Raw genomic sequence first — 26,435 nt, forward strand, 5'->3', positions numbered from 1 at the left:
ACGCCAACTCTTCGGAGTTGGCGTTGTTGTTTGTGGTGCTAGGTTTGAGATTCAGTGCCCATCGCTGGATCGCTCACCGAGTGTTCACCGGTCTCTACACGCCCGGCAAAGCGGCGCATGAATGCGGTATCGCTATCGCATTTCACCTGGAAATCGTACCAACGACCACTGTCGGCCAGTTCCCAATGCAGGGATTCCTGGGCGCCCGCCGCGACGGTGACCGTCCATGGGCCATCCTCACGATACGCCACCGGCGTGATCGTGAAGGTGCAGTCCGCCGAGCCGCCATTCATCAGTTCTGCGTACACATTGCCGTTGGCGATGTCATAGCAGACACGGATTTCCGGATGCGCGCCGCTGTCGGCGATGCGCGCGGTGTCGCCGGCAAAGTGACGGTGATAGCCATTGGGCCCCAGCACCCACAGATCGTAGCGTCCCAGATTGTCCAGGCCCGCGTTCCACGTGTCATCCAGCGTGGTGCCGGCCTCCAGCGTGTAGCGGCGCGGAATGCGGTCTAGATGATGGCGGTCATAGACATGAAACACGGCAGCCTGCGTGCCCGTGTTGGAGAACAGCAGTTGAACCTGGCCGTCAGCGTTGGCACGTGCGCTCGTGTGCAGCTCATAGGGCAGCGCGCGTGACGGACGTGTGCCGCTGGCTTGCAGAGGCATCTGCAAATCGGTGGGTAACGGTACCTGGGGCAGTGCGGCCTGAGCATCGCGTAGTTGATCTGCATCGGCGCGTGTGAGACGGCCGCTCAGCGTCGGCAGTACCTCTTCATTGGGCGTGGCGAAATTCAGCGCGCTGGTCAGGTCACCACAGACGGCACGGCGAAATGGGCTGATGTGAGGTGCCTGGACACCGAAACGCGACTCCAGAAAACGCAGTACAGACGTGTGGTCGAAGACTTGCGAGTTGACCCAGCCGCCGCGGCTCCACGGGGAAATCACGTACAGGGGAACGCGAGGGCCGGGGCCAAATACACGTCCGTCAGCCTCGGGCTGGCCAGAGCTGCCCTCCGGCGAGGCCTGCGTATAGTATTCGTACGCCATATCGCCCTCTGACAGCGTGGTCTTGCCTGCGAGACTGCCGTCGGCATTGTGCGAGGGAGCGGACGGTGAGGGCACGTGGTCAAAGAAACCATCGTTCTCATCGAAGTTGACCAGCAGGACTGTCTTGCTCCAGACCTCCGGGTTGGCGGTGAGCGCATCCAAGATTTCCTGGATGAACCAGCCGCCTTGCACCGGACTGGAGGGGCCGGGATGTTCGCAGTAGATCGAGGGCGCATTTATCCACGAGACTTGCGGCAGCTTGCCCTCTAGAACATCGCGCCGGAAGGCATCCAGATACGTATCGGGCGTGGTGCCTGGCAAGGTATTGGCGATGCCTTTATACAGCGGATTGCCGGGGTTATCCGTGGCTGCGTCGTAGGCGTGATACGGCAGCGCTTGGCCCGTATTGGCATACGGCGAATTCGGCTCGCCGCCGCTGGAAACCGGAAAGCCCGAGGCGAGATTGGCCGCACGGAACTGACGGAACGCGCCCAACATGTTGTCGCCCCATTCGTCAGGCATGTTCTGGTAGCAGATCCAACTGACGCCTGCGTCCTCGAGATTCTCGGCGTAGGTTTTCCAGGTGTAGCCGGTCTCCTCATTGCCCGCCGTGCCGGCGATCCAGTCCCATTCGTTGTTCACGTAGGCGACGTTCTGCGCGGTCGGCCCGTTGGTGCCGGTCAGGTGGAAAGAGCGGTTCGCGTCCGTGCCTGTGTGCATGCTGCAGTGGTAGGCATCACAGAGTGTGAATGCATTGGCCAGCGCGAACTGAAAGGGGACTTCCTGTTCCTTGTAATACCCCATGGATTGATCCTGCTTGTAGCGGGGCCATTGGGTCATACGGCCATTGTCCCAGGCCTCTTGGCTATCGACCCAGGTGTGGTTCGTGCCTGATACGCGTTGGGCATTATTGGCCGTGCTATCCAGGTGATAGGGCGTCAAGAGCGCGCCGTTTTGGCGTTCCTGCTGCCAGACCTTGCGGTTGTTGACCATGGGGATGGTGAAGCGGTCACCAAAACCGCGTACGCCTTTGAGCGTTCCGAAATAATGGTCGAACGAACGATTTTCTTGCATCAGGATGACGACGTGTTCGACGTCCTTGATGGTGCCTGTCTTGTTGTTGGCGGGGATGGCCAGCGCTTTGCGGATGCTGGGCGGAAACGTCGCGAGGACGGCGGCGGCGAGGCCTGCGCCCGTAGTGGTTTGCAGGAATTGGCGGCGGGAGGTCATGGGGATTTGTGAGGCGGTCGTGGGCGGATGGCGGGCATCAGGGCGCGCAGCGCAGTTGGGGTTGGGCGGGCTGTTCGGTGCCGGGATCGCTGGGGGCGGGCGATGAGTCGTCGTCATCGCCGCTGCCACAGGCCGCCAGCAGAACGGCCATCGCCAGAGACGCGGCCAATAGGCGTACAGAGGAAAGGTTGGGCATAGGTCAGAGGTTTGCGAAGGATGAAAAACGGCTCGACGCGACGAGGCGTCAAGCCGATGCAAGCCTAAAAGGGGGACGTGACAACAGAGTGAAAGCCGCGGGTGACTCTGTAACGAAATCGAGCGTTGGCTGGAAGGGGCGTAAACCGCTGGCTGCCAATGCCAAACCGCTGCCTGCGGGTGTTTCCATGGCGCGGGGGCGTGTGCGTAGACACACGAATGGCTCAGACGCACAAATAGGGCTTTACAGGCACTTATGCTCAAAGGTAGCATAAGTGCCTGTGCTCTTTTTTTGATCAATATATGCTCATATTGAGCATATAAACATGCTGCCCAGATAGCACCCAATGGAGACTTCGCGATGGAAACGCTTGCCCCTCGAACGATCGAATGTGATCTGCCCGCTCAATCTGCTTCCGGCCTTACGCCCGTCGCGCAAGCCTGGGCCCACGTGCCGGAGCCGCTGCAGGCAGCGCAAAAAGCCACATTAATTGAACGTATCCGCGAGCTGCTGCGGCGCGAACGCGCGGTGCTGGTGGCTCACTACTATGTCGATGCCGATCTGCAGGAGCTGGCCGAGGCCACGGGCGGTTGTGTGGGGGACTCCCTGGAAATGGCCCGTTTCGGGCGCGACCATCCGGCCGATACGCTGGTCGTGGCCGGCGTGCGTTTCATGGGCGAGACCGCCAAGATCCTGAGCCCGGGCAAACGTATTCTGATGCCCGATTTGGAGGCCACCTGCTCGCTCGATCTGGGGTGCTCCCCGGACGCGTTCAGCGCTTGGTGCGACGCGCATCCTGGCCGTACCGTAGTCGTCTATGCCAACACCAGCGCTGCGGTCAAGGCGAGGGCCGATTGGGTTGTGACGTCTTCTATCGCACTGGATGTCGTGGCCGATCTGCACGCGCGCGGCGAACGCATCCTGTGGGCGCCCGACCGGCATCTGGGCGATTACGTGCAGCGCCAGACGGGCGCCGACATGCTGCTGTGGCAAGGCGCATGCATCGTGCATGACGAGTTCAGGGGTACAGAGCTCGAACTACTGCGTGCCGATTATCCGCAGGCCAAAGTGCTGGCGCATCCCGAGTCGCCTCAGCCGGTGTTGGCGCAGGCTGACGTGATCGGCTCCACCACGCAGTTGATCGACGCTGCCCGCAAGCTGGATGCCGCCTCATTCATCGTCGCCACCGATCAGGGTATTTTGTACAAGATGCGCGAGACTGCGCCCGGCAAGACCTTTATCGCCGCGCCGACCGCTGGCAACAGCGCCACCTGCAAGAGCTGCGCGCATTGTCCCTGGATGGCCATGAACGCGTTGTCCAACCTGGCCGATGTGTTGGAACACGGCCACAACGCCATCACGCTCGATCCTGAACTGGGACGGCGAGCGAAAACCCCCATAGACCGCATGCTGGCATTTGCCGACGAGCGCAAGCAACGCGTACGTGCCAGCGGCGACATGGCACGCGACACGACGCTGTATGCCAACGTAGGCCCGGCTTGAAGGGCAGGAGTGCAATCACATGGACTACGACGTACTCATCATCGGCACCGGCCTGGCCGGCTTGTCGGCGGCGTTGGCGCTGGCGCCACATCGACGCGTGGCGCTGATCGCCAAGGGCACCATCGATCACAGTGCCAGCAATCGCGCCCAGGGCGGCATCGCCGCCGCGTTGGACCCCGACGACAGTGTGGATGAACATGTACAGGACACCCTGGTCGCAGGAGCGGGGTTGTGTGATGTTGACGCCACACGCCGGATTGCGTCCCGCGCGCCCGATGCGATTGAATGGCTGCAACGCCAGGGCGTGGATTTCACGCCGGTCTCGGCGGGACAGCGCGAGCTGCATTTGACTCGCGAAGGGGGACATGGCCGACGCCGCATCGCGCATGTTGATGACGCGACGGGGCGCGCGATCATGGCCACGCTCAGTGCGCGAGTACGGAGCCATCCGAACATCACCTTGCTCGAACAGCATTGCGCGATTGATCTGGTCTGGACGCCGCAAGCAGGGTGCCAGGGTTTGCATGTCCTGGATCTGCTGCGTAATCAGATTGTGACTTTAGCAGCGGCACATGTGGTGCTGGCTACGGGGGGCGCAGGGCAGGTCTATGCGCACACCACCACGCCCTCAATTGCGACGGGCGATGGTATTGCCATGGCTAGGCGCGCCGGATGCCGTGTCGCCAATCTGGAGTTCATTCAATTCCATCCCACCAGTCTGTATGACCCGACAGGAGAGACGTTCCTGATTTCCGAGGCGGTACGTGGCGAAGGCGGTCTGTTGCGCCTGCCCGATGGCACGCGTTTCATGCCCACATACGATGATCGTGCCGAATTGGCGCCGCGCGACGTAGTGGCCCGTGCCATTGATCAAGAAATCAAACGCCATGGGCTCGATTGCGTGTACCTGGATATCAGCCACCGGCCACGTGATTTCTTGCTGGCGCATTTTCCCAATATTTATGCGCGTTGTTTGGCGATCGGGATCGATATGGCAGTTCAGCCGATTCCGGTCGTGCCGGCTGCGCACTACACTTGCGGAGGCGTCGTTGCCGATGTTGACGGACGGACGGAATTGCCGGGTCTCTATGTGATTGGCGAGACTGCCTGCACGGGCCTGCATGGGGCCAATCGATTGGCTAGCAATTCATTGTTGGAATGCGTGGTCATGGGGCGCGGGGCCGCGCAGACTATTCTCGATTCGTCTGGCGTACGCGTTCCGCCTCGCGCTGAGGCGTCTGGCCTGTCTCACATCGAAGCGCCTGTCTGGCATGTGCAGATCACCGGCAGGGCCGACGCGGATATTGCACGGACCCGGCAAGCTTTGCGTGAGCTGATGAGCCAGGAGGTCGGCATCGTGCGCAGCGATGCCACGCTAGCCCACGCGGCGCAGCGTATCGCCGAGTGGGTGTCAGAGACGGAACGGTTATGGCAGACACAAGGCGTCAGCCGCGACTTACTGGAGTTGCGCAATCTGCTGCAGGTGGCAGCACTGATCGTGCAGGCTGCTGCGGCACGCCACGAAAGCCGCGGTGCTCATTTCAGTCGGGACTGGCCTGAATAGTGTGGGGGATTACTGCTGCGTGGGTAGTGCATACGATGCCGTTTTCATAACGAGTGCGAGGCGGCAGGCATTCACGCGGCCTTGCGTCGATGATGCAGCGATTCCCAGCCCAGCATGGCAAGTCCAATGGACTTAGGTACAGGTTTTGTGCCGCTGCGGTAATACGCGAGCATTCGGCGGCTGATGCCCAGTGCTTCAGCGGCACCGTCCAGCGTCAATCCGTTTTGATGCATCCACACGATGACGTGTTGATGTGAATACTCGCCGGCTTGTTCCAATGCCAGAGCGCGCAGATTGTCGCTGGCCAAACTCAGATTGTCGTCATCTGCAAAGATGACGCCACGCCGCCATTCGTCAAGTGCTGCCTTGGCAAAGACCTTGCCGTCAGATAAACGGGCCAATGTGGGGTATTTGGCGATCAAGCCTGACAGATCCACCTCGGCATGGTATCCGTCCGCAAAAGTCAGGCGCAAGCTTTGCGGGCCGGTGACGGATAGGTTGGTAATAACGAATTGAGGCTGATTCACGGGTTTAACTCCTGCCATTTTTGTCTCAACGCGGTGCGATTGCTCTGAGCCCAGGTAAGAACCTCGGCCAACTCGTACGGCTTGATTGAGCCGGACAGAACGGTCAGGTTGTCGATGACAATTAGTGCCTCTCGTCCGTCGTTCATTCGCACATGAAAGTGTGGCGGTAAATGATCACCGGCGTACAGAACGATTGTGCTCTTGGCGAGGCGGACGAGAGTCGGCATGAAAAGTTTAGTGCAATGATTGCACTAAGGCAACTATCGCACCAGAGAATCAGAGATCCTCCAGCCTATTCGACTTAATATGAAAAGCTGTTTATTTATACAGTTTGTCGGTTAAATAAGACGATTTCTGACCTTGCGAGCCTCGCTTTTCCTCCCCTGGGTGTGCACCGAGTTTTCTCACGGCCGAATACAGACACCCGACAAAGCTACAATCGACATAAATTTGGACAAATCAGGCACAAAACGGCGCTTTTTTACGCCCTGGCTAGGGTGATTCTGTGCGGCAAGCAGTTGAGGTAACGGCGATATCGTCGGCACTTCACCTATGCCCACGTTGGGCCCGAGCGTGCCGAATAATCAAGGATTTCCATGGCTCTGCAATGCGGCATCGTTGGCCTGCCCAACGTCGGCAAATCGACTCTTTTCAACGCGCTGACCAAGGCTGGCATCGCTGCGGAAAACTACCCCTTCTGCACCATCGAACCCAACGTGGGCGTAGTCGAGGTACCGGATCCGCGCCTGGCCCAGTTGGCCGAGATCGTCAAGCCCGAGCGTGTCGTGCCCGCCGTGGTCGAATTCGTGGACATCGCGGGCCTGGTGGCTGGCGCGAGCCAAGGCGAGGGCCTGGGCAACCAGTTCCTGTCGCACATCCGCGAAACCGACGCCATCGTCAACGTGGTGCGCTGCTTCGAAGACTCCAACGTCATCCACGTCGCGGGCAAAGTCGATCCCATCGCCGACATCGAAGTCATCTCCACCGAGCTGGCCCTGGCCGATCTGCAAACTGTCGAAAAAGCCGTTCACCGCAACAACAAACTGGCGCGTTCGGGCGACAAAGAAGCCGCCAAATTGGTCGCATTGCTCGAGCGTTGCCAGAAACAGCTGGACGCTGGCCAGCCCATCCGCGCGCTGGGCCTGGACGCCGAGGAAATGTTCTCGCTGAAGTCGTTCGGCTTCATCACCGCCAAGCCGGCCATGTTCGTCGCCAACGTCAGCGATGACGGCTTTGAAAACAATCCGCTGCTGGATCGCCTGACCGAATACGCCAAGGCGCAAAACGCGCCGGTGGTGGCGATCTGCGCAGCCATCGAGTCCGAGATCGCCGAGTTGGATGATGCCGACAAGGTCGCGTTCTTGGCCGACATGGGCATGCAAGAGCCCGGCCTGGACCGCCTGATCCGTGCGGGCTACAGCCTGCTTGGCCTACAGACCTATTTCACCGCTGGTGTAAAAGAAGTCCGCGCCTGGACGGTCATGGTCGGCGCCACCGCACCTCAAGCGGCAGGCGTCATTCACACCGATTTCGAACGCGGCTTCATCCGCGCGCAGACGATCTCGTTTGACGACTTCATCACCTACAAGGGTGAAAGCGGCGCCAAAGAGGCCGGCAAGATGCGCGCAGAAGGCAAGGAATACATCGTGCAGGATGGCGATGTGATGAATTTCTTGTTTAACGTGTGATCAACGCCTGACGGTTCGTTCTGCGTCCCGTAGCTTTCGCCTCAAACGTCGACGAAAGCTCGGCCGCCAGCCAATCCAGATAGTCCCTGATCGCGGCCTCATCCCGCTTGCAATACGACCATTTCAGGTGCTTGCGCACCGTGATGAAGCCAGCTTGCCTGAGAATATCCAAATGCCGGCTGGCCGTAGGCTGCGCCACGGCCAGAGCCTCGGCAATCAAGGTCATGCAAACCCCGAACTCGATCGGATCGGCCGACCACTGATGCCCGAAATGCTTTTGCGGCTCCGCCAACAGTCGCAGGACGGTTAACCGCTGCTCGCTCGCCATCGCCTTGATTTGGGTTGATCTATCCATGGCCTTGATTATATATTTTCATATAGCTAAATGACAATGTGAGTGATGCCATGTTGGACCTACCCAATACTACGATCATCGAAGGAAACGCCGTTCGCTGGGGCCAGGTCGGGAGCGGGCCGCCACTGGTAGCGATTCACGGGACACCTTTTTCCTCGCAGGTCTGGCGCAGGATAGTGCCGCAGCTCGCTGACCGCAGAACCATCTACTATTTTGATCTGGTCGGCTATGGATTGTCTGAGATGCGCGAGGGGCAGGACGTGTCACTGGCCGTACAGAACAAGGTCCTTGCCGCCTTGTTCTCGGAATGGGGCCTCGACCGTCCAGATGTGCTTGCACATGATTTCGGTGGGGCCACGGCGCTGCGTGCCTACTATCTGAACGGCTTGCGCTATAGGTCCTTGACTATCTTTGACGCCGTTGCGCTTGCCCCGTGGGGGTCCCCGTTGGTCCAGCATGTGCGCAAGCATGAAATAGCCTTCTCCGGGATGCCGGACTATATGCACCGGGCGCTGCTGCGAGCTTATTTACAGACCGCTGCCCACAATCCGCTGTCCGAACAGGCCCTGGAAATCTACAGCGCACCATGGCTCGGGCCCGTCGGCCAACCCGCGTTCTATCGTCAGATTGCGCAGATGGATCAGAAATTCACCGACGAGATCGAGCCACAGTACGCGCGGATGGAATGCCCGGTGACCGTCCTGTGGGGGCGAAACGATGAATGGATACCCTTTGACAAGGGGGTGGCCCTCGCGGCAGCGATCTCCGACGCTGAGTGCATTCCCGTAGCTGATTCGGGGCACCTCGTCCAGGAGGATCGGCCGGAGGCTATTGTGGCGGCAGTTCTCAAACGACTCGACAGCGACGGGTAGAGGTGCTGTCATCAATCAAGGGCACAGTATTCACTCGACGAGCGGGTGGGAGGCTGATTGGTAGGCACGGTCGAATAAAAAACCCCTCAGCAGTTTCCTCGCTGAAGCGAGGTTACCGAGAGGGGCCGTGTTGGGTGAAATTTAGGCGGAAGAGACCCCGCTCGTCAAGGCCAGTGACAGGTCGCTGAAAAACGGTAAGGTAGCGATAGAAGAAGCGGGCCACGCACTTCCAAGGAGACTGGGCCCAAAGCATGATCGCCGTAATTCCTACGGCTCCCATCTCGCATGAATCGCGATCGGCGTGCCATTCGGCGTCAGCGACCAGATCTCTCGCATTTCCTCATTGGTCACCCCCACGCAACCGTCGGTCCAGTCAATCAGACGATGCAGCGTTCCCAGCATTCCCCAGCCATTGGGCAACCCGTGAATCATTACATTCCCTCCAGGGCTGACATTGCTCTGCCGCGCGCGCTCGGTGTCGTCCGCGTTCGGATAAGAAATATGCAAACTCAGATAGGCCGACGACTTGGGATTACGCCAATCGATCAGATAGCTACCTTCGGGCGTGCGTTCGTCGCCCTCGCGCTGTTTATGGCCCTGATCCCAATGGCTGCCCATGCTGATGCGATAGCTTTTGAGGATGGTATCGCCTCGGAATAGATACATCACCTTGTCGGCCTTGGAGACGACGATCCTGTCGGCCTGCTGCGCTTTGGCGGCCAGATCAGGTGGGGTGACGGTGGCGGCTCTCGCCATGACCTTGGTATAGGCAAAACCGCCTGCGGCGAGCAGCAGGACAATAGGAACGAGAACGCGAAGACGCAGAAGCACCGTGTGAGGCCCTTGTTACGAACTGAATCTGGGGGCTATTTTGCCTCAACGATGGTCACACCGGGCTGTTCGCTTCATATGTCGCTGACAGGGACGGGTACGCTGTACACGGTTGGTCGTAGGGCTGCACAGCTAAACAAATCTATTCTTTATTAGTTTTCGTATTATTAAAGCTTAGTGATATTATCCTTTAATAGTAATGGCGCCATTAAAGGATAGCGCTCCAATGCGAAAAAGCGATCTACCCCCTCAGTTGCGAGCGACGTGTGTTCCTATCCCTGAAAAATCAGGGTGTTTCGCTGTGGTTCCTCTTCCCGTTCCCACTTTTATCGACGTGCCGTCCTGCCATGCCCTGATTCTGCTGGCCAGGCGAGAGTTGGATGTACTCCGAGAGGTCATTGCAGACAACCAGGCCTACGCGGACTTGTTACTCCATATGCTTAATCGCAGGGAGGCGGTTGATAGTAGCCAGATCGAGGGCACACGTACCAGCTTTGACGGTTTATTGATCCACGAGATCAACGAGAACACGGACCAGGCGCAATCTGACGCCGATGCAGATATGACTCTGGGCTACGTGCACGCTTTCGCATACGGCGCAGAGCAAATTGATCAACTTGGCCCGACAGCTCTGAACCAGAAATTGATACTTGATCTGCATCGCCTGCTGATGGCGGGTGACGGGCAGGCTGCGCCAGGGCATTGGCGCGAAATCCAGAACTGGATTGGTGGATTCGCGATCGAAACGGCTACCTACGTTCCTCCACCTCCTGCAGAGGTGCCACGGCTTATGGCGGATCTGGAGAGGCTCTTTCAATATGAGCCCGAAGGCCCAGCCATGGTCTCGATCTTGATGAGGGCTGCGATCGCTCATGTGCAGTTTGAGGCGATACATCCATTCAAGGATGGCAATGGCCGCACGGGTCGGTTGTTATTGCCTCTGATGTTCAAAGCAGACGGCGAGCCTCCCCTGCATTTGGCCACTTTCCTGAAGGTGCGTAAACAAGACTACTACCGCGCGTTGGAGCAAGCACAGAAACGTTTGAACTGGGCACCATGGCTCACGTTGTTTTTGGAATGCGTGATCGCGTCTTGTCGCCATACCGTGCGGCTTTTCAGCGTATTGCGGGCAATTCAAACGCGCTGGAAAGGCTTGCTCGCGGCAGCTGGCAAGCGGCGCGACGCGGCTATCTGGAAAGTGATCGACCTGCTGTTGGGGCAGCCCGTCGTGACGGTGAGGGCCATTGCACAACGTCTGGGCGTCACGTTCCCTGCTGCTAATACCGCTATAGACGAGTTGGTCCGTTTTGATATTTTGCGCAAAATGGACCAGACCCAGCGTCGCGATCGAGTTTTTCACGCGCACGAGGTCATGAACGCGCTGTACACCGGCTTGGATGGGGTACTACTCGAAGTAGAGCGGCAGACGCGCTCTGCCCCTGGTCTGGCACGGGTATAAAAATAGGATGCTTGCGAAATGAATGTGCGAAGTAGATAACGCGATCCTTTAATAGTGTTAGTTCTATTAAAGGATATATTTTCTAACCTTTAATAGTGATGCTTGGTATCAAGGATTGGGTTTCATTGTGCAGGAGCGTATGGCAGCGGGACGCAGGAGGGCTATTTGCCCGCGTGGCCCCTGAAGCCAACATTAAATTGGCATGTTTGGTTACATTGTGTGCTAGGTGATCATGTAGGTTTTTCTCGGGCCGAGTTAACGCCCGTCGACGATAAGCCAAACCAGCATGCCTATGAATTCCCAACGAATCTGTTCCATGAGGGAGCTGGACTGATACGAGCAGCGAGCAGCTTTTTTTGTCACCTCATGCCATATAACGTTAAGTTTTTGGTTGCATTTCGAAAACGTATAACACCTAACGATCAGACACTTGTCATTACAGTCGAGCCTGCGAATTTTTAATCGGTCCAGGCTGGCAATTGCCGGCACGCGTCTGCGCCAAGGGACGGGAGAGCGGCGTACCGAGAAAAAGCAACGACGTTCCACATAATGTGCCCAGTGAGAAGAGGATCTCGGAAAATGAAAAGCAAAACCAAATTTATAGCTACGGCGTTGGCTGCCAGCGTGTTTTTGGCTGGTTGCAGCGGCATGAATCTCGATAGCGCCATGTCGGCTGGCTCTAATCTGTACTCGGCTGCCACCCTGACTGACGCGCAGATCGTGCAGTTGTCCGATGCCTCGTGCAAAGAGAGCGATCAGACCTCCAAAGTCGCTCCGGCTGGCAACAAATACAGCAAGCGTCTGACAAAGGTCATGAAGGGCTTTGGCAACATGACGTTGAACGGCCAAAAGGTCAACTACAAGGTCTACCTGACCGAAGACGTCAACGCCTGGGCCATGGGCAACGGTTGCGTGCGCGTGTACAGCGGCCTGATGGACCTGATGACCGACGACGAACTGCGTGGCGTGATTGGCCACGAAATGGGCCACGTCGCTCTGGGTCACTCCAAGAAAGCCATGCAGACTGCTTACACTGTCGCTGCTGCGCGTGACGCCGCTAACGCCTCGGGCAACAACATCGCGACCGCGTTGAACTCTTCGCAATTGGGCGACCTGACCGAGTCGTTCATCAATGCACAGTTCTCGCAATCGCAAGAGTCGGACGCCGACGATTACTCGTTCGATCTGCTGACCGAGAAAAAGATGAAGCGCGAAGGCCTGGTGACGGCGTTCCAGAAGCTGGCCAAGCTCGACGGCGGCGAGAGCAGCATGTTCAGCTCGCACCCGTCCTCGCCGGATCGCGCGGCGCGCATGCAGGCTCGTATCGACGCCAGCAAGTAAGCCAAGCTATCTCGCAATAGTGCTGGTTTGGTGAATACCGGACTTATGAGTCCGGTATTCATCGAAACTTTTTGAGCCGGGGTTCGCCAAGTGCGGACACCGGCTCAATGCTTTCTGCCATCCTGTCACTCAACAACGAGGATGGTGTGCGGGTTATCCTGGTGAATCCCGTTCGCTCCTACAGAGCTATTTATAAATCGAATGAATGGCATTCAGACATTTAACTTGTCGATGCCTGGTGGGTGGCGCTATCGTGAAAACTTGGCTGGCCTGAGGTATTCGATAATTAAAAGCCTCCCGTCTGCTCACCCATCAGGATTCTGCAATGATCGAACGTGTATTCATTAATGCCGCTGCCGCCGATGGCAGCACGCTGCGCATCGCTGTCGCGGATGGCAATATCGCCGGCATGGGGCCGGATGTACCGGTGGTGGAGGGCGCAGACGTCGTTGATCTACAAGGCTGGGTGGTGCTGCCGGGTTTTGTCGATGGGCATATTCACCTGGACAAGAGTTTTGTCGGCGACGTTTGGCATCCACATCAGACCGCGAACAGCCTGCGTGAACGTTTGGCATTCGAAAAGCAGGCGTTGGCGCAAGCAAAGCCGATGGGCGAGCGTGCGCAGGCGTTGCTCGCACAAGCCGCTGCCTTTGGCACGGTCGCCATGCGCAGCCATGTGGATGTCGATGCGACAACAGGATTGGAAAATCTGCACACCATCATGCAGGTACGCGAGCAATGGCGCGACCGCATGCATATAGAGCTGGTGGCGTTTCCTCAGGCTGGCGTCATGTCCTGTCCGGGTACGGTGCAGATCCTCGAGGCCGCCGCACGCGCAGGCGTCGATGTCGTCGGCGGTATCGATCCCACGACGCTGGATGGCGATGCGGACGGGCAGTTGGACGCGGTGTTCGGGATTGCCGAGAAACATGGCGTGAAAATCGACATCCATCTGCACGAGGCAGGACTGCAGGGCGTAGAGCAACTGCACCGCATTGCGGCCCGTACGCGTGCGGCAGGGCTCGGGGGCCGTGTCGCGGTCAGCCACGCCTATAGTCTGGGCGATGTGACGCCAGAGGTATTGGATCGCATTGCGGCGGCATTGGCCGATGCGGGGGTCGCCATCATGACGAACGCGCCGGGCAATCGAGCGTTTCCGCCGGTGCTGCGTTTGCGCGAGGCCGGGGTGAACGTGTTCTCCGGGAATGACAACATTCAGGATGCCTGGTGGCCGTATGGCACGGGCGACATGTTGCAGCGGGCCATGCTGGTGGGGTATCGCTCGGGGTTCTATACCGACGAGTCGTTGCACACGGCACTGCACCTGGTTTCGTCGGCCGGGGCGGCCGTGCTGGGCCTGGGCGGCTATGGATTGGCAATCGGAAACGAGGCAACATTCGTGGCGGTAAAGGCGCCCAATGCGGCTGCTGCCGTGGCCAGTGTGCCCACCGAGCGTCGCGTGATACGTAAAGGCCGTGTTCAGGATTTGGCCTCCGAACGATCCAGCAACTGAACCAGCACATCGGCGAGTTCGCGGATCGCCTGATTCGCAGAGGAACGATAAAAAATGCCCATTTCGTAGGCATCAATCTCGGGCAAGCCGCTGCGCCGCGTCAGTATCTGGTGATTCTTTGACGCTGCGCGGCGCGGCAGCAGACTGATGCCCATGCCGTTGGCGACGGCCTCCTGGATGCCCGCCAGGCTCGAACTCGTAAAGCTGATGCGCCACCGTCGCCCGATCGTTTCCAGTGCCTGGATCATCTCGTCACGATACAGCCCTCGCTGCGGAAAAGTGACCAGCGGAATGGGATCCTGTTTCAGGCAGGGATGCCGTGCACTGTCGATCCACACCAGTTTTTCCGGACGGCACGTGACGGCCGCGCGGCTATGCCGGCGTTGTTTGACCAGCACGAGGTCCAGTTCGCCTTGCTCGTAGCCGTGATACAAATCGCGGCTCAGGCCGCTGGTGACTTCCAGTTTGACGTGTGGGTAGTGCTGGCTAAAGCTCGAAAAGGCCTTCGTAATGGGGCCGGTGGCGAAATCTTCAGGAAGGCCCAGCCGCACCGTGATGGCCACCATTGCCCCGGACAACGCCTCGGCCAGTTGCTCATTCGCAGCCAACATCTGCCGAGCATATCGCAACAACACATGCCCGGCCTCGGTCGGGCGCACGTCGCGATTGCCGCGATCGAGCAGGGTATGGCCGGCCAGGTCCTCCAGGCGGCGTATTTTTTGACTGACCGTGGATTGCGTGGAATGCAGCCGTGTCGCCGCCGTCGTGAAACTGCCGCACTCGACGACGGCGACCATGGCTTTCAGCAAATCCAGTTCGAAAAGTACGTTATTCGATTTCGGACTGATAGGCATTCTAATATTTAATTTTTTAATGTGATGATTGGCTTTTATCATGGTCGTGGAAAGCCTGACAACTATGGGTACGGCACCTTCAAAACCTGGTTGCCACCGGCTTTCCGGGTCGATGGAGATAAACAATGCTGTTCAAACGTTTTGCAATTTGCGTCGCTTGCTTTATGGCAACGTGGATGGGTGCGGGCAGTTTCGCTGAGGAGAGCCCCTTGAATCGTCAATTACTGCACACGGCTGCGTCTGGCGATGCCGCCGATATCCAGGCCTTGCTCGCACAGGGCGCGGTTCTGGAGGCACGGGATGAACGGGGACGCACCGCTTTACTCGTCGCCACGCACCAGAACAACATCGCGGCGGCCCGGGCATTGATCGATGCCGGCGCGGACGTCAATGCCAAGGATGCGATTCAGGATAGTGCGTATCTATATGCAGGCGCCCGCGGCCTGAATGAGATCCTGGAGATGACCCTGACACATGGCGCAGACCTGAAAAGCACCAACCGGTATGGCGGCACGGCGCTGATTCCCGCCGCTGAACGCGGACATGTCGAGACCGTGCGCCGATTGATCAAAGCCGGGGTGGACGTGGACCATGTCAATCGCCTGGGTTGGACCGCATTGCTCGAGGCCATCATCCTGGGCGATGGTGGGTCCAGGCATGTGCAGATCGTGCAGGCGCTGGTGCAGGCGGGGGCGGATGTCAATCTGCCGGACGGCCGTGGCGTGACACCGCTGGCTCATGCGCGACAGCACGGGTACGAGGAGATCGCGCGGATACTGACAGTCGCGGGCGCGAAGCCCTAGCGTGTCTCATTGCGGCCCGCGGGCCGGTCAGCGCAATCGTCGCTGTGTTGAGGGGGCACGTCCGGACGCGGCCCGGGGCTGCCCAGCTATAATCCGATCCACGAAATTTTTTCGTGAATTTGGCCGAATTTATATCGTTTTGAGGATTGGAAGCCTAGGGTTTGTAATGCGGGCTGGTTTTCTTCCAGTTTTTTACGCATTCATTGCCAAAGCCCATGAGTCTTATCGGATATCGCGTTCTTCCCCGGCCTGAATCGGCCGTTTCCCCTAACGTCTTGGCCGGTTTTGCGACGGTTGGTTCGGCGCAGATCAGCGATTGCATGAATCGCTTGTACGGCGTGGCCGGGCTGCGTCCCTTGCACGCGCAAGCGCGCCGTATCGTGGGCCGTGCGTTGACGGTCAAGGCTCGCCCTGGCGACAACCTGATGATCCACAAGGCGATTTCGCTCGCCGAGACTGGCGAAGTGATTGTGGTCGACGGCGGCGGCGATACCAACAACGCGCTGGTGGGCGAATTGATGATGATGGACGCCCGCACGCGTGGCGTGGTGGGGTTCGTGATTGACGGCGCGGTGCGGGATGCCGACGTGTTCGCTCAAGAGGATTTCGGTTGCTTTGCGCGCGGCGTGACGCACCGTGGCCCCTACAAAGAAGGCCCCGGCGAGATCAACGTGCCCGTGTCGGTCGGCGGCCAGGTCGTATTCCCCGGCGATGTGGTGGTGGGCGATGCCGATGGCGTGGTCGTGATTCCGGCCGAGCACGCCGAGGCCGTCCTGGCCCTGGCACTGAAAAAAGAAGCCGACGAGGCCGCCATCAAAGAAAAACTGAACGCCGGCACCTACACCAAGCCCTGGGTCGACCGCATCATCGCGCAGAAATCGGGGGAGGCGTAATGAGCATCATCGCCGACAAGATCAAGCGCATCAAACTCTCGCCCAGCGTGGCGGCCCGCGCCATCATTGCCGAGCTGCGCGAACAAGGCCGCCGCGTCATTGACCTGACCGTGGGCGAGCCGGACTTCATGACGCCCGAGCATATTCGCCAGGCGGCGACAGCCGCGATGAATCGCGGTGAAACCAAATACCCGCCAGCCCAAGGCACGGTCGCGCTGCGCAAAGCCGCCAGCGTACGTCTGCAGGAAGAAACGGGCGTCGAATACCCGGCCTCGCGCATCATCGTCAGCACGGGCGCCAAGCAGGTGATTTTCAACGGCCTGGCGGCCACCTTGAACGACGGTGACGAGGTCATCATCCCCGCACCGTTCTGGGTGTCATATCCGGATATGGTGCTGGTCAACGGCGGTGTGCCGGTCGCCGTGCCGACGAGGCCGGAAACCGATTACAAACTGACGCCCGAGGCCCTGGAGCGCGCCATCACGCCACGCACCAAATGGCTGATGATGAATGCGCCGAGCAATCCGACCGGCGCCGTGTATCGCGCTGATGAGTTGCGTGCACTGGCTGACGTGTTGGTGCGTCATCCGCACGTGTGGCTGATGACGGACGACATCTATGCCCGCCTGAATTTCTCCGGCGAGGCCACCGTGCATCCGCTGCAAGTCGCGCCGGAGCTCACCGATCGCACCCTGGTCGTCAATGGCGTGTCCAAGGCCTATGCGATGACCGGCTGGCGTATCGGTTATGGTGCGGGGCCTGATGAGTTGATCAAGGCGATGGCGATTCTGCAGTCGCAAAGCACGTCGGGCGCATCGTCAGTCAGCCAGGCGGCTGCACTGGAGGCGTTGGCTGGTCCGCAGGACTGTGTCGCTGAGTTCGCAAAGGTGTTTCGCGAACGTCGCGATACGGCCATGGCGGCGCTGGCTGGAACACGAGGCCTGCAGATTGTTGAGCCGCAAGGGGCGTTCTACGTCTTTCCGGATTGCCAAGGGCTGCTGGGCAAGCGCACGCCGGCCGGCGACGTGATCAACACGGATACGGATTTGACGCATTATTTGCTGCGCGAGGCGGGCGTCGCTGTGATCGATGGCAATGCCTACGGCGCACCGGGCACGTTCCGTCTATCTTTTGCGGCGTCGCTGGATGATATCCGCGAGGGCTGCTCGGCGATTCGCACCGCCTGCGAAAAGCTTGCTTGATCCGAGAGGATGGCGCTCGAGCGCTGCGTGGACGTCAACGTATGAGGCCACGCAGCGCTTGGACATTCATCCATATCGGAATTTTTTCACCACGACTAAATGACCAAAAGGGGCAATCGATGATACGCAAAACCATTATGGCCGCATGCCTGGCGTGCGCTACCTTGGCCGGTGTTTCGGCACAGGCTGATCAGCTCGACGATATCAAAGCCAAGGGCGAGCTCTTGTGCGGTACGTTGGGCACGTCGCAGCCGTTCAGTTTCCAGGACGTCTCGACGCGTCAACTGGTCGGCTACGACGTGGACGTCTGCAAGCTCGTTGCCGACAAGCTGGGCGTGAAGGTGCAATACAAGCTGTTGTCGGTTGCTGCGCGCGTGCCTGAGCTGAGCGAAGGCCGAGTCGATATTCTGGCGGCCAATCTGGGTTATTCGCCCGAGCGCGCCGAGCAGATCGCGTTCAGCAACGCCTATTACGTCAGCCCGCAAAAATTGCTGGTCCGCGCCGACTCGGACTACGACACGATCGAATCTGTCAACGGCCGCCGCATCGCCGCCACCAAGGGTTCCAGCTCGGAACGCGAGATCAAGCGCATCATGGAGAAATCCAAGGTCCTGGGTTTTAGCGACAGCTCGGCCGCGTACCTGGCCTTGCAGCAAAAGAAAGTCGATGCGCAGTTTGCCTCGGAATTGGTGTTGGCCCGCCTGGTCCTGCAAAGCCCGCCGACTTCGCCCGTGCGCGTGATCGAAAAACCCGTGTTCAGTGAGTCGTGGGGCCTGGGTATCAAAAAATCCGAGACCCGTTTGCTGGAAGCAGTAAATCAAGCGCTCAACGACGCCGAGACCTCGGGCGACGCCGCCAAGCTGTTCGACAAATGGTTCGGACCAGAAACGCCGTACAAGCTCAAACGCGATTTCAAGGTCGGCCCGATCGCGGGTTGATCTGCTGTTTTGCAATGAGCGGGCCGCACATCATGTGCNNCCCGCGCCTGCGTCTGTGTGAGCGTGTTGTGATCCATCCATGGATCGCTCGGCGTTTCTCTGAGAGAGTGTTTTATGGATTTTCTCGAACCCATTTATCTACATCAATTGCTCGATGGCATGCTGACTACCGTGCAATTGTTCCTGATTGCCTGGGTCATGGCATTTACGATTGCCGTCCTGTTGGTGGTGATCCGGACGACCGATTGGGCACCATGCCGCTGGTTCGTCGATGCCTATGTCGAATATCACCGCAACGTGCCGCTGCTGGTGCAGGTGCTGTTCTGGTATTTCGGTATGCCGGAATTATTGCCCGAGGGCGTTCGCGATTGGCTGTATGAGCATAATGCCGAGTTGTCGCTGGCGGCCATTGCCTTGGCGCTGGGATCGGCAGCCTACATCGCCGAAGACATCCGCAGCGGTTTGCGTTCTATTCCGGGGACGCAGTTCGAGTCGGCACGGGCGTTGGGCTGCAGCTATCTGCAATGCATGCGATTCGTAATCGTGCCGCAGGCCCTGCGCGCTGCGATCCCGCCGCTGATCGGGCGTGCGCTGCTGCTGTTCAAGAACACCAGTGTGGCGATGGCGATCGGCGTGGTCGAGCTGACCTATCAGGCCCGCGAAATCGAGAACGAAACCTATCGCACGTTTGCGACCTTCGGGATCGCGACGGCGATGTATCTGCTGGGCTCGTTCTGCATCATGTTCATTGGTTCACATATTTACGCCCGCTACGTGCCGGGCCGCAGGAGCCGGCATGCTTGAGGTGATTGCACAATACTGGCCGACGTTTCTCGTCGGGCAATATCCGAACGGGCCGCTGGGCGGACTGGCCCTGACGTTGATCCTGGCGGTGTGTGGCTTGGCGGCGTCGTTGCCGTTGGCGCTGCTGATCGCGTTGGCACGTGTCAGTCCGTTTGCCTGGCTGCGCCGCATCAGCGCCGTGCTGGTCAACGTGGTGCGCGGCATGCCGCTGCTGATGCTGATTTTCTGGGCCTATTTCGTCATTCCGAAATTGACTGGCGAAGTCGTCAGCGGTTTCTGGACGTTGCTGTGCGCGCTGGTGCTATACGAGAGCGCGTATCTCTCCGAGGTCGTGCGTTCGGGGATCGAGGCGATTCCGCGTGGACAGACAGAGGCGTCCCGTTCCCTGGGCGTGGGCTACTGGACCACGATGCGCAAGGTCGTCTTGCCCCAGGCGCTGGTGAACGTCTTGCCCAGCATGACGAGTCAATTTGTCTCGACCATCAAGGAGACCTCGCTGGGCTATGTGATCAGTGTGAACGAGTTGACCTTTGCGGCCAATCAGGTGAACAACCTGGTCCTGACCAAGCCGCTGCAAGTGTTCGGCATTTTGGCGATCATGTATTTCCTGGTGTGTTTCAGCCTGAGCCGTGGTGTGAATTGGTTCGATCGGCGAGTGCGTCGCGCTCGCGCGATGGCCTAATGTATTGAAGGCGTTTTCTCATGATTAAGCTCGAAAAAATTAACAAGTGGTACGGCGCACACCATGTGCTGAAAGACGTCGATCTGGAGGTCGCGCGCGGCGAGGTGGTGGTGGTCTGCGGTCCGTCTGGGTCCGGCAAGTCGACCCTGATCCGCACGATCAACCGATTGGAACCCATCGAAAAGGGCACTATCCGCGTCGACGGCCAGGATGTCTATGCCAAGGGACTCAACCTCAATCGGTTGCGTCAAAAGATCGGTTTCGTGTTCCAACAGTTCAATCTGTTCCCGCATATGAGCGTGTTGGATAACGTGGTGTTCGCACCCTTGAATATCCAAAAGCGCCCGCGCAAACAAGCGGCTGAGTTGGCACACGCGTTGTTGGAACGCGTCGGCCTGGCGCACAAGATCGATGCGTACCCGGGCGCGCTTTCTGGCGGGCAGCAGCAGCGTGTGGCGATTGCCCGGGCGCTGGCGCTGCAACCGCCGGTCATGCTGTTTGATGAGCCGACCAGCGCACTGGATCCGGAAATGGTCGGCGAAGTCCTGCAGGTGATGAAATCACTGGCTAAAGACGGCATGACCATGGTGTGCGTCACGCACGAAATGGGCTTTGCCCGTGATGTCTGCGATCGCGTGATTTTTATGGATGCCGGAGAGATCCTCGAGAGCGGGACGCCGGAGCAGTTCTTCAGCGCACCGAAACATCCGCGCGCGCAGCGTTTTCTCAGCGATATTCTGCATCCGCGCGGATGAGCACGCCGCCCGAGGTGGGTGGTAAGGTGTCGGTTTCCCGATACCTGGCTCCCACCGCAATGTATACCCTGAAGCAACTCGAGGCGTTCTATTGGAGTGCGCAGCTTGGCAGCTTCAGTGCATCGTCCAAAAAGCTGCACACCACTCAGTCAGCCGTGGCCAAACGGGTGGGAGAGCTTGAGTCGTTCACGGGCGCACCTTTGTTCGAGCGGCGCGCGAAACGGCTATCGCTCACGCAGCACGGCCGTCGCCTGTTCGATCTGGCGAGCGAGATGCTGGAACTGAACAGCCGTATTGTGCAAAGCATGGCCGATACTGCCAGTGTCGAAGGCGTCGTGCGGCTGGGCGTTACCGAGTTGGTCGGCATGACCTGGCTGGCCCGGCTGATCAGTCAGATCACGCAGCACTATCCGCGCGTGCAGCTCATGCCCGAGATCGATGGGGGGATCACCCTGTATGAACGCCTGGAGCGGGACCAGTTGGACCTGGCCATCATGCCCGGCCCATTCTGGAGCTATCAATACGATTGCGTTCACCTGGGGGCTGTGACGAATGTCTGGATGGCCAGTCCACAGTTGGACATTGCGGCATCGGCACCGCTGACGCCGCATGATCTGGCGCCTTATCCGGTGATTTCCCAACCGACGAATTCTGCCCTGTCGCATTTGTACGATGCGTGGTTTGCGGAGCAGGGCCTGTCGGTGAAGCGGGTGTTGACGTGCAACAGCCTGGGCATGATGGTGCAGTTGACGATGCTGGGTCTGGGGATCAGTTATCTGCCGGGCGCGTATTTTGCGCCGTTGGTCGAGCGCGGCATGTTGCGGCAACTCGATGTGCAGCCCGATTTGCCGACCATCAATTACTACGCGGTGTACAAGAAAAGCCTGGTCAATCCTGTCGTGGCGACGGTGATTGACATCGCCCGGCAGGAGTGCGCGTTCGAGGTGGCGGGGGCTTTCTTGCCGCATGTGCCGCAGCGCGAGGATTGAGCTGGCCTCGCTGCCGTTGTGCGCGTCCCTGATTGGCGTACATTCTGCGCTGAGGGAGAGCTGCTTTCTGGTCGCAGAACATGCCGACACACCAGTATCGGGGCTTGCTCCGGCCATCGTGTTTCTAGGGCAAATTCTCCCTGAAAATCACATCCGTACGCGTGGCTTCCACACCCGACAATACACTGCGGTGATCGCGCAGGTTCGTAAAAATCCGGATGCTGTTCAGGATGGTGGTCAATGGGCTCTGGTTGATTACCGCATCCATGCTGCCGTCAATCAATAGCGCGCGCGTTTCCGGTGTCAGGCCGTGACCGATGAATACGATCTCGTGTTGGCGGCCGGCTTCTTTCATGGCCTGGCCGATGCCTTCGGCGCCGCTGCCGATGTTGTAGATCGCCGCCAGGTCGGGATGTTCTTTCAAGAGCGCCTGCGTTTGCCGGTAGTTCAGCTGCGCATCGTCATAGCCCTCGCGTAGTCCCACGACGCGCATCTCCGGATATTGCTCGGCGAACAAATGCAGGAATCCGGCCTCGCGTTCCTCGTGCGCGCGATAGTTCAGCGAACCGGCGATCAGCGCCACTTTGGCGCGACGCTGCGGACTATTGGACGCGCCGTGCGCCGGACTCAGAAAGCGGCCGATCAAATGAGCCGCCGTGCGGCCTGCAGCGCGATTGTCCAGGCCCACATAGGCGCTGCGTTTGGAATGCGAGAGATCAGAAACCAGCGTGACACAGGGAATGCCCCGATCGTTCAACTCCGCGACTGCCTCGCGGACCTTTGGGTGCTCGAGCGCCATAAATGCGACGCCGTCGCTTTGCTTACCGCGACGCAACAACAAACGGGTGAGGGCGTCGGGGTCGAAGCTCTCGACAGGCGCCACGCGGCAATTGACGTTGAAAGGCGCCCAATGCTCGTGCGAGTGCTTGACCCATTCCCCCAGCATCCACAGAAACCGGCTGCTGCGGCTGGGCAGCACAAAGAGCAGGCGCATCGGTGGCGGCGCCATGGCGGCATAGAGCTCGGCCTGAGGCAGGTATTTGAGCTCTGCCGCGGCTTTCAAGACGCGTTGCAGAGTCGCCTGGCGTACGCCAGGTCGATGATGCAGGGCACGGTCGACCGTCGCGGGGGATACGCCCGCCAGTCGCGCAATATCAATCACGGTAGGTAAAGCCTGCGGCACCGGGTTTCTCCGTTTCTGCCTGGACACAGGGGATATACCTTACACGCATTCTTGATGAGTACCTCAAAACCCATCAAAAAATGTGCTTGGGATTTTGCAGGCGGGCTTCTATTCTTACGACCCTATCGATAGCGGCGCCGCAGAGCGCGCACTCGTAGATAACGAACATAAATGGCGCCGGCCCCGCCGCGGGATAACCGGTCTGGAGATTTCCAACATCGTCGGTAACGCCGGCAAGCTTGTACACAGGAGACAGTGTCATGACGAATAACAGGTCTTTCACGCGCCGCAGCGCGTTGCGCACCCTGGCGGGCTTGCCGCTGGCGGCCATGGTCAGCATGCCGCGTCTGGCCAGCAGCGCCCAGGCAGAGTACGTATTCAAATACGGCAACAACTTGCCGGTCAGTCACCCGCTGAACATCCGTTCGCAAGAGGCCGCCGCCCGCATCGCCAAGGAAAGCAACGGCCGCCTCGAAGTACGGGTGTTCCCCAACAATCAGTTGGGCGGCGACACCGATATGCTGGCGCAAGTGCGCAGCGGCGGTATCGAGATGTTCAACGCGGGCACGATGGTCATTGCTACCCTGACGCCGATCAGCGCGATCACGGCCATGGGGTTTGCATTTGCGAACGATCAGGAAGTCTGGAAAACCGTTGACGGCCAACTCGGCAACCACGTGCGTGCCGCCTTTGCCAAAGTCGGTCTGCATACGCTGGACAAGATGTGGGATAACGGGTTCCGCCAGATGACCAGCAGCGCCGGCCCCATCAAGACGGCAGCCGATCTGGACGGTATCAAGATCCGCGTACCGGTGAGCCCGATGGCGATCTCGATGTTCAAGGCCCTGGAGGCCGCACCCACCAGCCTGCAGTTCAGCGAGGTCTATTCCGCCTTGCAGACCAAGGTCGTGGATGCACAGGAAAACCCGCTGGTGATCTTGCAGACGGCAAAATTGTACGAAGTGCAGAAATATTGCTCGCTGACCAACCACAGCTGGGATGGTTACCACTTGGTGGTCAACGGCCGTGCCTGGCGTGGCCTGCCCGATGATCTGAAGGCGATCTACACCAACGCATTCAACGAGGCGGGTCTGCAGCAGCGCGCCGATCTGGCGCAATTGAACCAGACCTTGCAGGCCGATCTCGCGGCAAAAGGCATGGTGTTCAACACCACCGAGGCCGACAGTTTCCGCGAGCAACTGCGCAAGGCCGGCTTCTACGCCGAATGGAAGAAGAAGTTCGGCGACGAAGCGTGGGCCTTGCTGGAAGCCTCCGTCGGCAAGGTGTCCTGATGCAGGCGGGCCACGATAGCAAGACCGTGTGGGGATCGAATCCTCATGCGGCGGCACCTGCGTCCGCGCGCGCCAACAATGGCCTCTTGGCCTGGTTGGATCGCGCCCTGGGTGTGGTGTCCGAATGGCCGGCGGCCGTGTTGGTAGTGCTGGAGGTCGCTGTGTTGCTGTCGGGCGTCGTGGCCCGTTATGTCTTGCACGAGCCCATCATCTGGACCGATGAGCTTGCCGCGATCATGTTCCTGTGGCTGTCGATGCTGGGCGCGGTGATCGCGCTGCGTCGTGGTGCGCATATGCGCATGACCGCGTTGGTCAGCAAATGCCGTCCCGAGACACGGGCTTTTCTGGAAATATTCGCGTTGGCCGCGGCCCTGGTGTTTCTGGTGCTGCTCATGCCGCATGCCTGGGAATACGCGGTCGAAGAGGCCATCATCGTCACCCCGGCGATGGAAATCAGTAATGCGTGGCGCGCCAGTGCGTTGCCCACGGGTACCTTGCTGATGTTGCTGGTCTGCATCGTGCGTCTGTTGCGCACGGAGCATACGCGTCAGGTCGTGCCCGCGGTGGTGACAGCTGTCGCGATCGCGACGGTGTTCTGGTTGGCGGGGCCGTGGTTGATGACGCTGGGCAAGTTGAATCTGTTGATCTTCTTTGCCGGTGTGGTCGGGGCCTGCGTGTTCGCTGGTGTGCCGATTGCGTTTTCGTTCGCGTTGGCGACCTTTGGTTTTCTCGCCTTGACTACGCGTACCCCCATGCTCGTCATGGTGGGACGTCTGGACGAGGGCATGTCGCATCTGATTCTCTTGGCCGTGCCGCTTTTCGTGCTGCTGGGGATGTTGATTGAAATGACCGGCATGGCTCGCGCGATGGTGCAATTCCTGTCGAGCCTGCTGGGCCATGTGCGGGGCGGATTGAACTACGTATTGATTGGCGGCATGTATCTGGTGTCGGGGATCTCCGGTTCCAAGACGGCGGATATGGCGGCGATTGCGCCTGTGCTTCTGCCTGAAATGAAAAAGCGTGGCGCCAAGCCGGGTGATTTGATTGCATTGCTGTCGACGACGGGCGCGCAGACAGAAACGATTCCGCCCTCGATTGTGTTGATCACGATCGGCTCGGTGACGGGCGTATCGATTTCGGCCCTGTTTACCGGTGGGATGCTGCCGGGGCTGGTATTGGGCCTGGCGCTGTGCGTGATCGTGTGGTGGCGCTATCGTCATGAGGACCTGAGCGGCGTGCCGCGTGTGTCGCGCAAATTGATCGGCAAGACCTTTGTCGTGGCCTTGCCTGCATTGGCGCTGCCGTTTGTGATCCGTGCGGCTGTGGTCGAGGGTGTGGCGACGGCGACCGAGGTGTCGACCATCGGGATTGCCTATGCCGTGGTAGCGGGGTTGCTGCTGTATCGGCAGTTTGATTTCAAACGCCTGCCGGGCATTCTGATCGAGACGGCGACTTTGTCGGGCGCGATTCTGTTCATCATAGGCTGCGCGACGGCGATGGCCTGGGCGCTGACGCAATCGGGTTTCGCCCACGATCTGGCGCAGGCAATGGGTAATCTGCCTGGCGGAAAATTCACATTCATGGCGGTGTCGCTGGTGGCATTCATCGTGCTGGGCAGCGTCCTCGAGGGTATTCCGGCCATTGTGCTGTTCGGGCCATTGATGTTCCCCATCGCGCGCGAAGTCGGCATCCACGAGGTCCAGTACGCCATGGTGGTCATCCTGGCCATGGGCGTGGGTCTGTTCGCTCCGCCGTTCGGTGTGGGCTATTACGGGGCCTGCGCGGTGGGCAAAGTCGATCCCAACGAAGGGATCGGCCCGATCTGGGGCTATATGGCAGCGCTGCTGGTGGGCTTGGTGCTCGTGGCCGCGATTCCCTGGATCTCTATCGGTTTTCTGTAAATCCGATC

The 26,435-nt window shown here is 59.4% G+C and carries 25 protein-coding genes; 17 read left to right on the forward strand and 8 right to left on the reverse strand.

What is annotated here, in order from left to right:
- Positions 1 to 38 precede the first annotated feature (38 nt).
- Entirely contained in the window at positions 39 to 2,282 is a 2,244-nt protein-coding gene (locus ACNA0J_RS17080; protein WP_415820052.1) for a phosphocholine-specific phospholipase C, read from the reverse strand.
- 37 nt (positions 2,283 to 2,319) lie between these two features.
- Positions 2,320 to 2,478, reverse strand: a complete 159-nt coding sequence (locus ACNA0J_RS17085) for a hypothetical protein (RefSeq protein ID WP_415820053.1) — start codon at positions 2,476 to 2,478, stop codon at positions 2,320 to 2,322.
- Between the two features lie 360 nt (positions 2,479 to 2,838).
- Between ACNA0J_RS17085 and nadA the strand changes: the two genes are divergently transcribed.
- Positions 2,839 to 3,981 (forward strand): quinolinate synthase NadA, encoded by a 1,143-nt coding sequence (nadA, locus tag ACNA0J_RS17090; protein WP_415820054.1) that lies wholly within the window; start codon positions 2,839 to 2,841, stop codon positions 3,979 to 3,981.
- Positions 3,982 to 4,000: 19 nt separating this feature from the next.
- Positions 4,001 to 5,545 (forward strand): L-aspartate oxidase, encoded by a 1,545-nt coding sequence (gene nadB / locus ACNA0J_RS17095; protein ID WP_415820055.1) that lies wholly within the window; start codon positions 4,001 to 4,003, stop codon positions 5,543 to 5,545.
- Positions 5,546 to 5,616: 71 nt separating this feature from the next.
- Here the strand turns inward: nadB and ACNA0J_RS17100 are convergent, their stop codons facing one another.
- Complete coding sequence (locus tag ACNA0J_RS17100; protein ID WP_415820056.1) at positions 5,617 to 6,072, reverse strand: hypothetical protein; 456 nt, start codon at positions 6,070 to 6,072, stop codon at positions 5,617 to 5,619.
- Entirely contained in the window at positions 6,069 to 6,299 is a 231-nt protein-coding gene (locus tag ACNA0J_RS17105) for a DUF4160 domain-containing protein (RefSeq protein WP_415820057.1), read from the reverse strand. Before ACNA0J_RS17105 ends, ACNA0J_RS17100 begins: the two co-directional genes overlap by 4 nt.
- A gap of 369 nt (positions 6,300 to 6,668) precedes the next feature.
- On the opposite strand from ACNA0J_RS17105, the gene ychF reads away from it, so the two are divergent.
- Positions 6,669 to 7,760 (forward strand): redox-regulated ATPase YchF, encoded by a 1,092-nt coding sequence (ychF, locus tag ACNA0J_RS17110; protein ID WP_415820058.1) that lies wholly within the window; start codon positions 6,669 to 6,671, stop codon positions 7,758 to 7,760.
- Here the strand turns inward: ychF and ACNA0J_RS17115 are convergent.
- Positions 7,750 to 8,115 (reverse strand): ArsR/SmtB family transcription factor, encoded by a 366-nt coding sequence (locus ACNA0J_RS17115; protein WP_415820059.1) that lies wholly within the window; start codon positions 8,113 to 8,115, stop codon positions 7,750 to 7,752. The genes ychF and ACNA0J_RS17115 overlap by 11 nt on opposite strands.
- Positions 8,116 to 8,165: 50 nt before the next feature.
- Between ACNA0J_RS17115 and ACNA0J_RS17120 the strand changes: the two genes are divergently transcribed.
- Positions 8,166 to 8,987 (forward strand): alpha/beta fold hydrolase, encoded by an 822-nt coding sequence (locus ACNA0J_RS17120; protein ID WP_415820060.1) that lies wholly within the window; start codon positions 8,166 to 8,168, stop codon positions 8,985 to 8,987.
- A 267-nt stretch (positions 8,988 to 9,254) separates the two neighbouring features.
- Here ACNA0J_RS17120 and ACNA0J_RS17125 read toward each other — a convergent pair whose 3' ends face one another.
- On the reverse strand, positions 9,255 to 9,818 hold the full coding sequence (locus tag ACNA0J_RS17125; protein WP_415820061.1) for a L,D-transpeptidase family protein: 564 nt from the start codon (positions 9,816 to 9,818) through the stop codon (positions 9,255 to 9,257).
- 301 nt (positions 9,819 to 10,119) lie between these two features.
- Between ACNA0J_RS17125 and ACNA0J_RS17130 the strand changes: the two genes are divergently transcribed.
- From ACNA0J_RS17130 to ACNA0J_RS17140, 3 genes are all read left to right on the forward strand, one after another.
- Positions 10,120 to 11,277: a Fic family protein gene (locus ACNA0J_RS17130; RefSeq protein WP_415820062.1), complete on the forward strand. Its 1,158-nt coding sequence runs from the start codon at positions 10,120 to 10,122 to the stop codon at positions 11,275 to 11,277.
- A gap of 579 nt (positions 11,278 to 11,856) precedes the next feature.
- Positions 11,857 to 12,618 (forward strand): metalloprotease LoiP, encoded by a 762-nt coding sequence (loiP, locus tag ACNA0J_RS17135; protein WP_460490356.1) that lies wholly within the window; start codon positions 11,857 to 11,859, stop codon positions 12,616 to 12,618.
- 325 nt (positions 12,619 to 12,943) lie between these two features.
- A complete protein-coding gene (locus ACNA0J_RS17140; RefSeq protein ID WP_415820063.1) occupies positions 12,944 to 14,131 on the forward strand; it encodes an amidohydrolase family protein in 1,188 nt (395 codons plus the stop codon).
- On the opposite strand, the gene ACNA0J_RS17145 is transcribed toward ACNA0J_RS17140, so the two are convergent.
- Positions 14,098 to 14,985 carry a LysR family transcriptional regulator gene (locus ACNA0J_RS17145; RefSeq protein ID WP_415820064.1) on the reverse strand — a complete coding sequence of 296 codons (888 nt, stop codon included), beginning with the start codon at positions 14,983 to 14,985 and terminating at the stop codon, positions 14,098 to 14,100. The genes ACNA0J_RS17140 and ACNA0J_RS17145 overlap by 34 nt on opposite strands.
- Positions 14,986 to 15,110: 125 nt before the next feature.
- On the opposite strand from ACNA0J_RS17145, the gene ACNA0J_RS17150 reads away from it, so the two are divergent.
- The 8 genes from ACNA0J_RS17150 (at position 15,111) to ACNA0J_RS17185 (ending at position 22,051) form a co-directional block, all read left to right on the forward strand.
- A complete protein-coding gene (locus tag ACNA0J_RS17150; protein ID WP_415820065.1) occupies positions 15,111 to 15,788 on the forward strand; it encodes an ankyrin repeat domain-containing protein in 678 nt (225 codons plus the stop codon).
- 215 nt (positions 15,789 to 16,003) lie between these two features.
- Entirely contained in the window at positions 16,004 to 16,681 is a 678-nt protein-coding gene (locus ACNA0J_RS17155; RefSeq protein ID WP_415820066.1) for an RraA family protein, read from the forward strand.
- On the forward strand, positions 16,681 to 17,883 hold the full coding sequence (locus ACNA0J_RS17160; RefSeq protein ID WP_415820067.1) for an aminotransferase class I/II-fold pyridoxal phosphate-dependent enzyme: 1,203 nt from the start codon (positions 16,681 to 16,683) through the stop codon (positions 17,881 to 17,883). Before ACNA0J_RS17155 ends, ACNA0J_RS17160 begins: the two co-directional genes overlap by 1 nt.
- A 119-nt stretch (positions 17,884 to 18,002) precedes the next feature.
- Positions 18,003 to 18,821 (forward strand): ABC transporter substrate-binding protein, encoded by an 819-nt coding sequence (locus tag ACNA0J_RS17165; protein ID WP_415820068.1) that lies wholly within the window; start codon positions 18,003 to 18,005, stop codon positions 18,819 to 18,821.
- Positions 18,822 to 18,935: 114 nt separating this feature from the next.
- Positions 18,936 to 19,625: an amino acid ABC transporter permease gene (locus ACNA0J_RS17170; protein ID WP_415820069.1), complete on the forward strand. Its 690-nt coding sequence runs from the start codon at positions 18,936 to 18,938 to the stop codon at positions 19,623 to 19,625.
- Positions 19,618 to 20,307 carry an amino acid ABC transporter permease gene (locus ACNA0J_RS17175; protein WP_415805552.1) on the forward strand — a complete coding sequence of 230 codons (690 nt, stop codon included), beginning with the start codon at positions 19,618 to 19,620 and terminating at the stop codon, positions 20,305 to 20,307. Before ACNA0J_RS17170 ends, ACNA0J_RS17175 begins: the two co-directional genes overlap by 8 nt.
- A gap of 20 nt (positions 20,308 to 20,327) precedes the next feature.
- Positions 20,328 to 21,062, forward strand: a complete 735-nt coding sequence (locus ACNA0J_RS17180) for an amino acid ABC transporter ATP-binding protein (protein ID WP_415820070.1) — start codon at positions 20,328 to 20,330, stop codon at positions 21,060 to 21,062.
- Between the two features lie 59 nt (positions 21,063 to 21,121).
- On the forward strand, positions 21,122 to 22,051 hold the full coding sequence (locus tag ACNA0J_RS17185) for a LysR family transcriptional regulator (protein WP_415820109.1): 930 nt from the start codon (positions 21,122 to 21,124) through the stop codon (positions 22,049 to 22,051).
- A gap of 124 nt (positions 22,052 to 22,175) precedes the next feature.
- On the opposite strand, the gene ACNA0J_RS17190 is transcribed toward ACNA0J_RS17185, so the two are convergent.
- A complete protein-coding gene (locus ACNA0J_RS17190; RefSeq protein ID WP_415820071.1) occupies positions 22,176 to 23,234 on the reverse strand; it encodes a LacI family DNA-binding transcriptional regulator in 1,059 nt (352 codons plus the stop codon).
- Positions 23,235 to 23,494: 260 nt separating this feature from the next.
- Here ACNA0J_RS17190 and ACNA0J_RS17195 point away from each other — a divergent pair, with 260 nt between their 5' ends.
- Together ACNA0J_RS17195 and ACNA0J_RS17200 are read left to right on the forward strand one after the other, a co-directional pair.
- Positions 23,495 to 24,526 (forward strand): TRAP transporter substrate-binding protein, encoded by a 1,032-nt coding sequence (locus tag ACNA0J_RS17195; RefSeq protein WP_415820072.1) that lies wholly within the window; start codon positions 23,495 to 23,497, stop codon positions 24,524 to 24,526.
- Positions 24,526 to 26,427 (forward strand): TRAP transporter large permease, encoded by a 1,902-nt coding sequence (locus ACNA0J_RS17200; RefSeq protein WP_415820073.1) that lies wholly within the window; start codon positions 24,526 to 24,528, stop codon positions 26,425 to 26,427. The genes ACNA0J_RS17195 and ACNA0J_RS17200 overlap by 1 nt, the downstream gene beginning before the upstream one ends.
- Positions 26,428 to 26,435: the final 8 nt, after the last annotated feature.

The sequence above is a fragment of the Bordetella tumbae genome (assembly GCF_965139195.1).
Lineage (GTDB): Bacteria > Pseudomonadota > Gammaproteobacteria > Burkholderiales > Burkholderiaceae_B > Bordetella_A > Bordetella_A tumbae.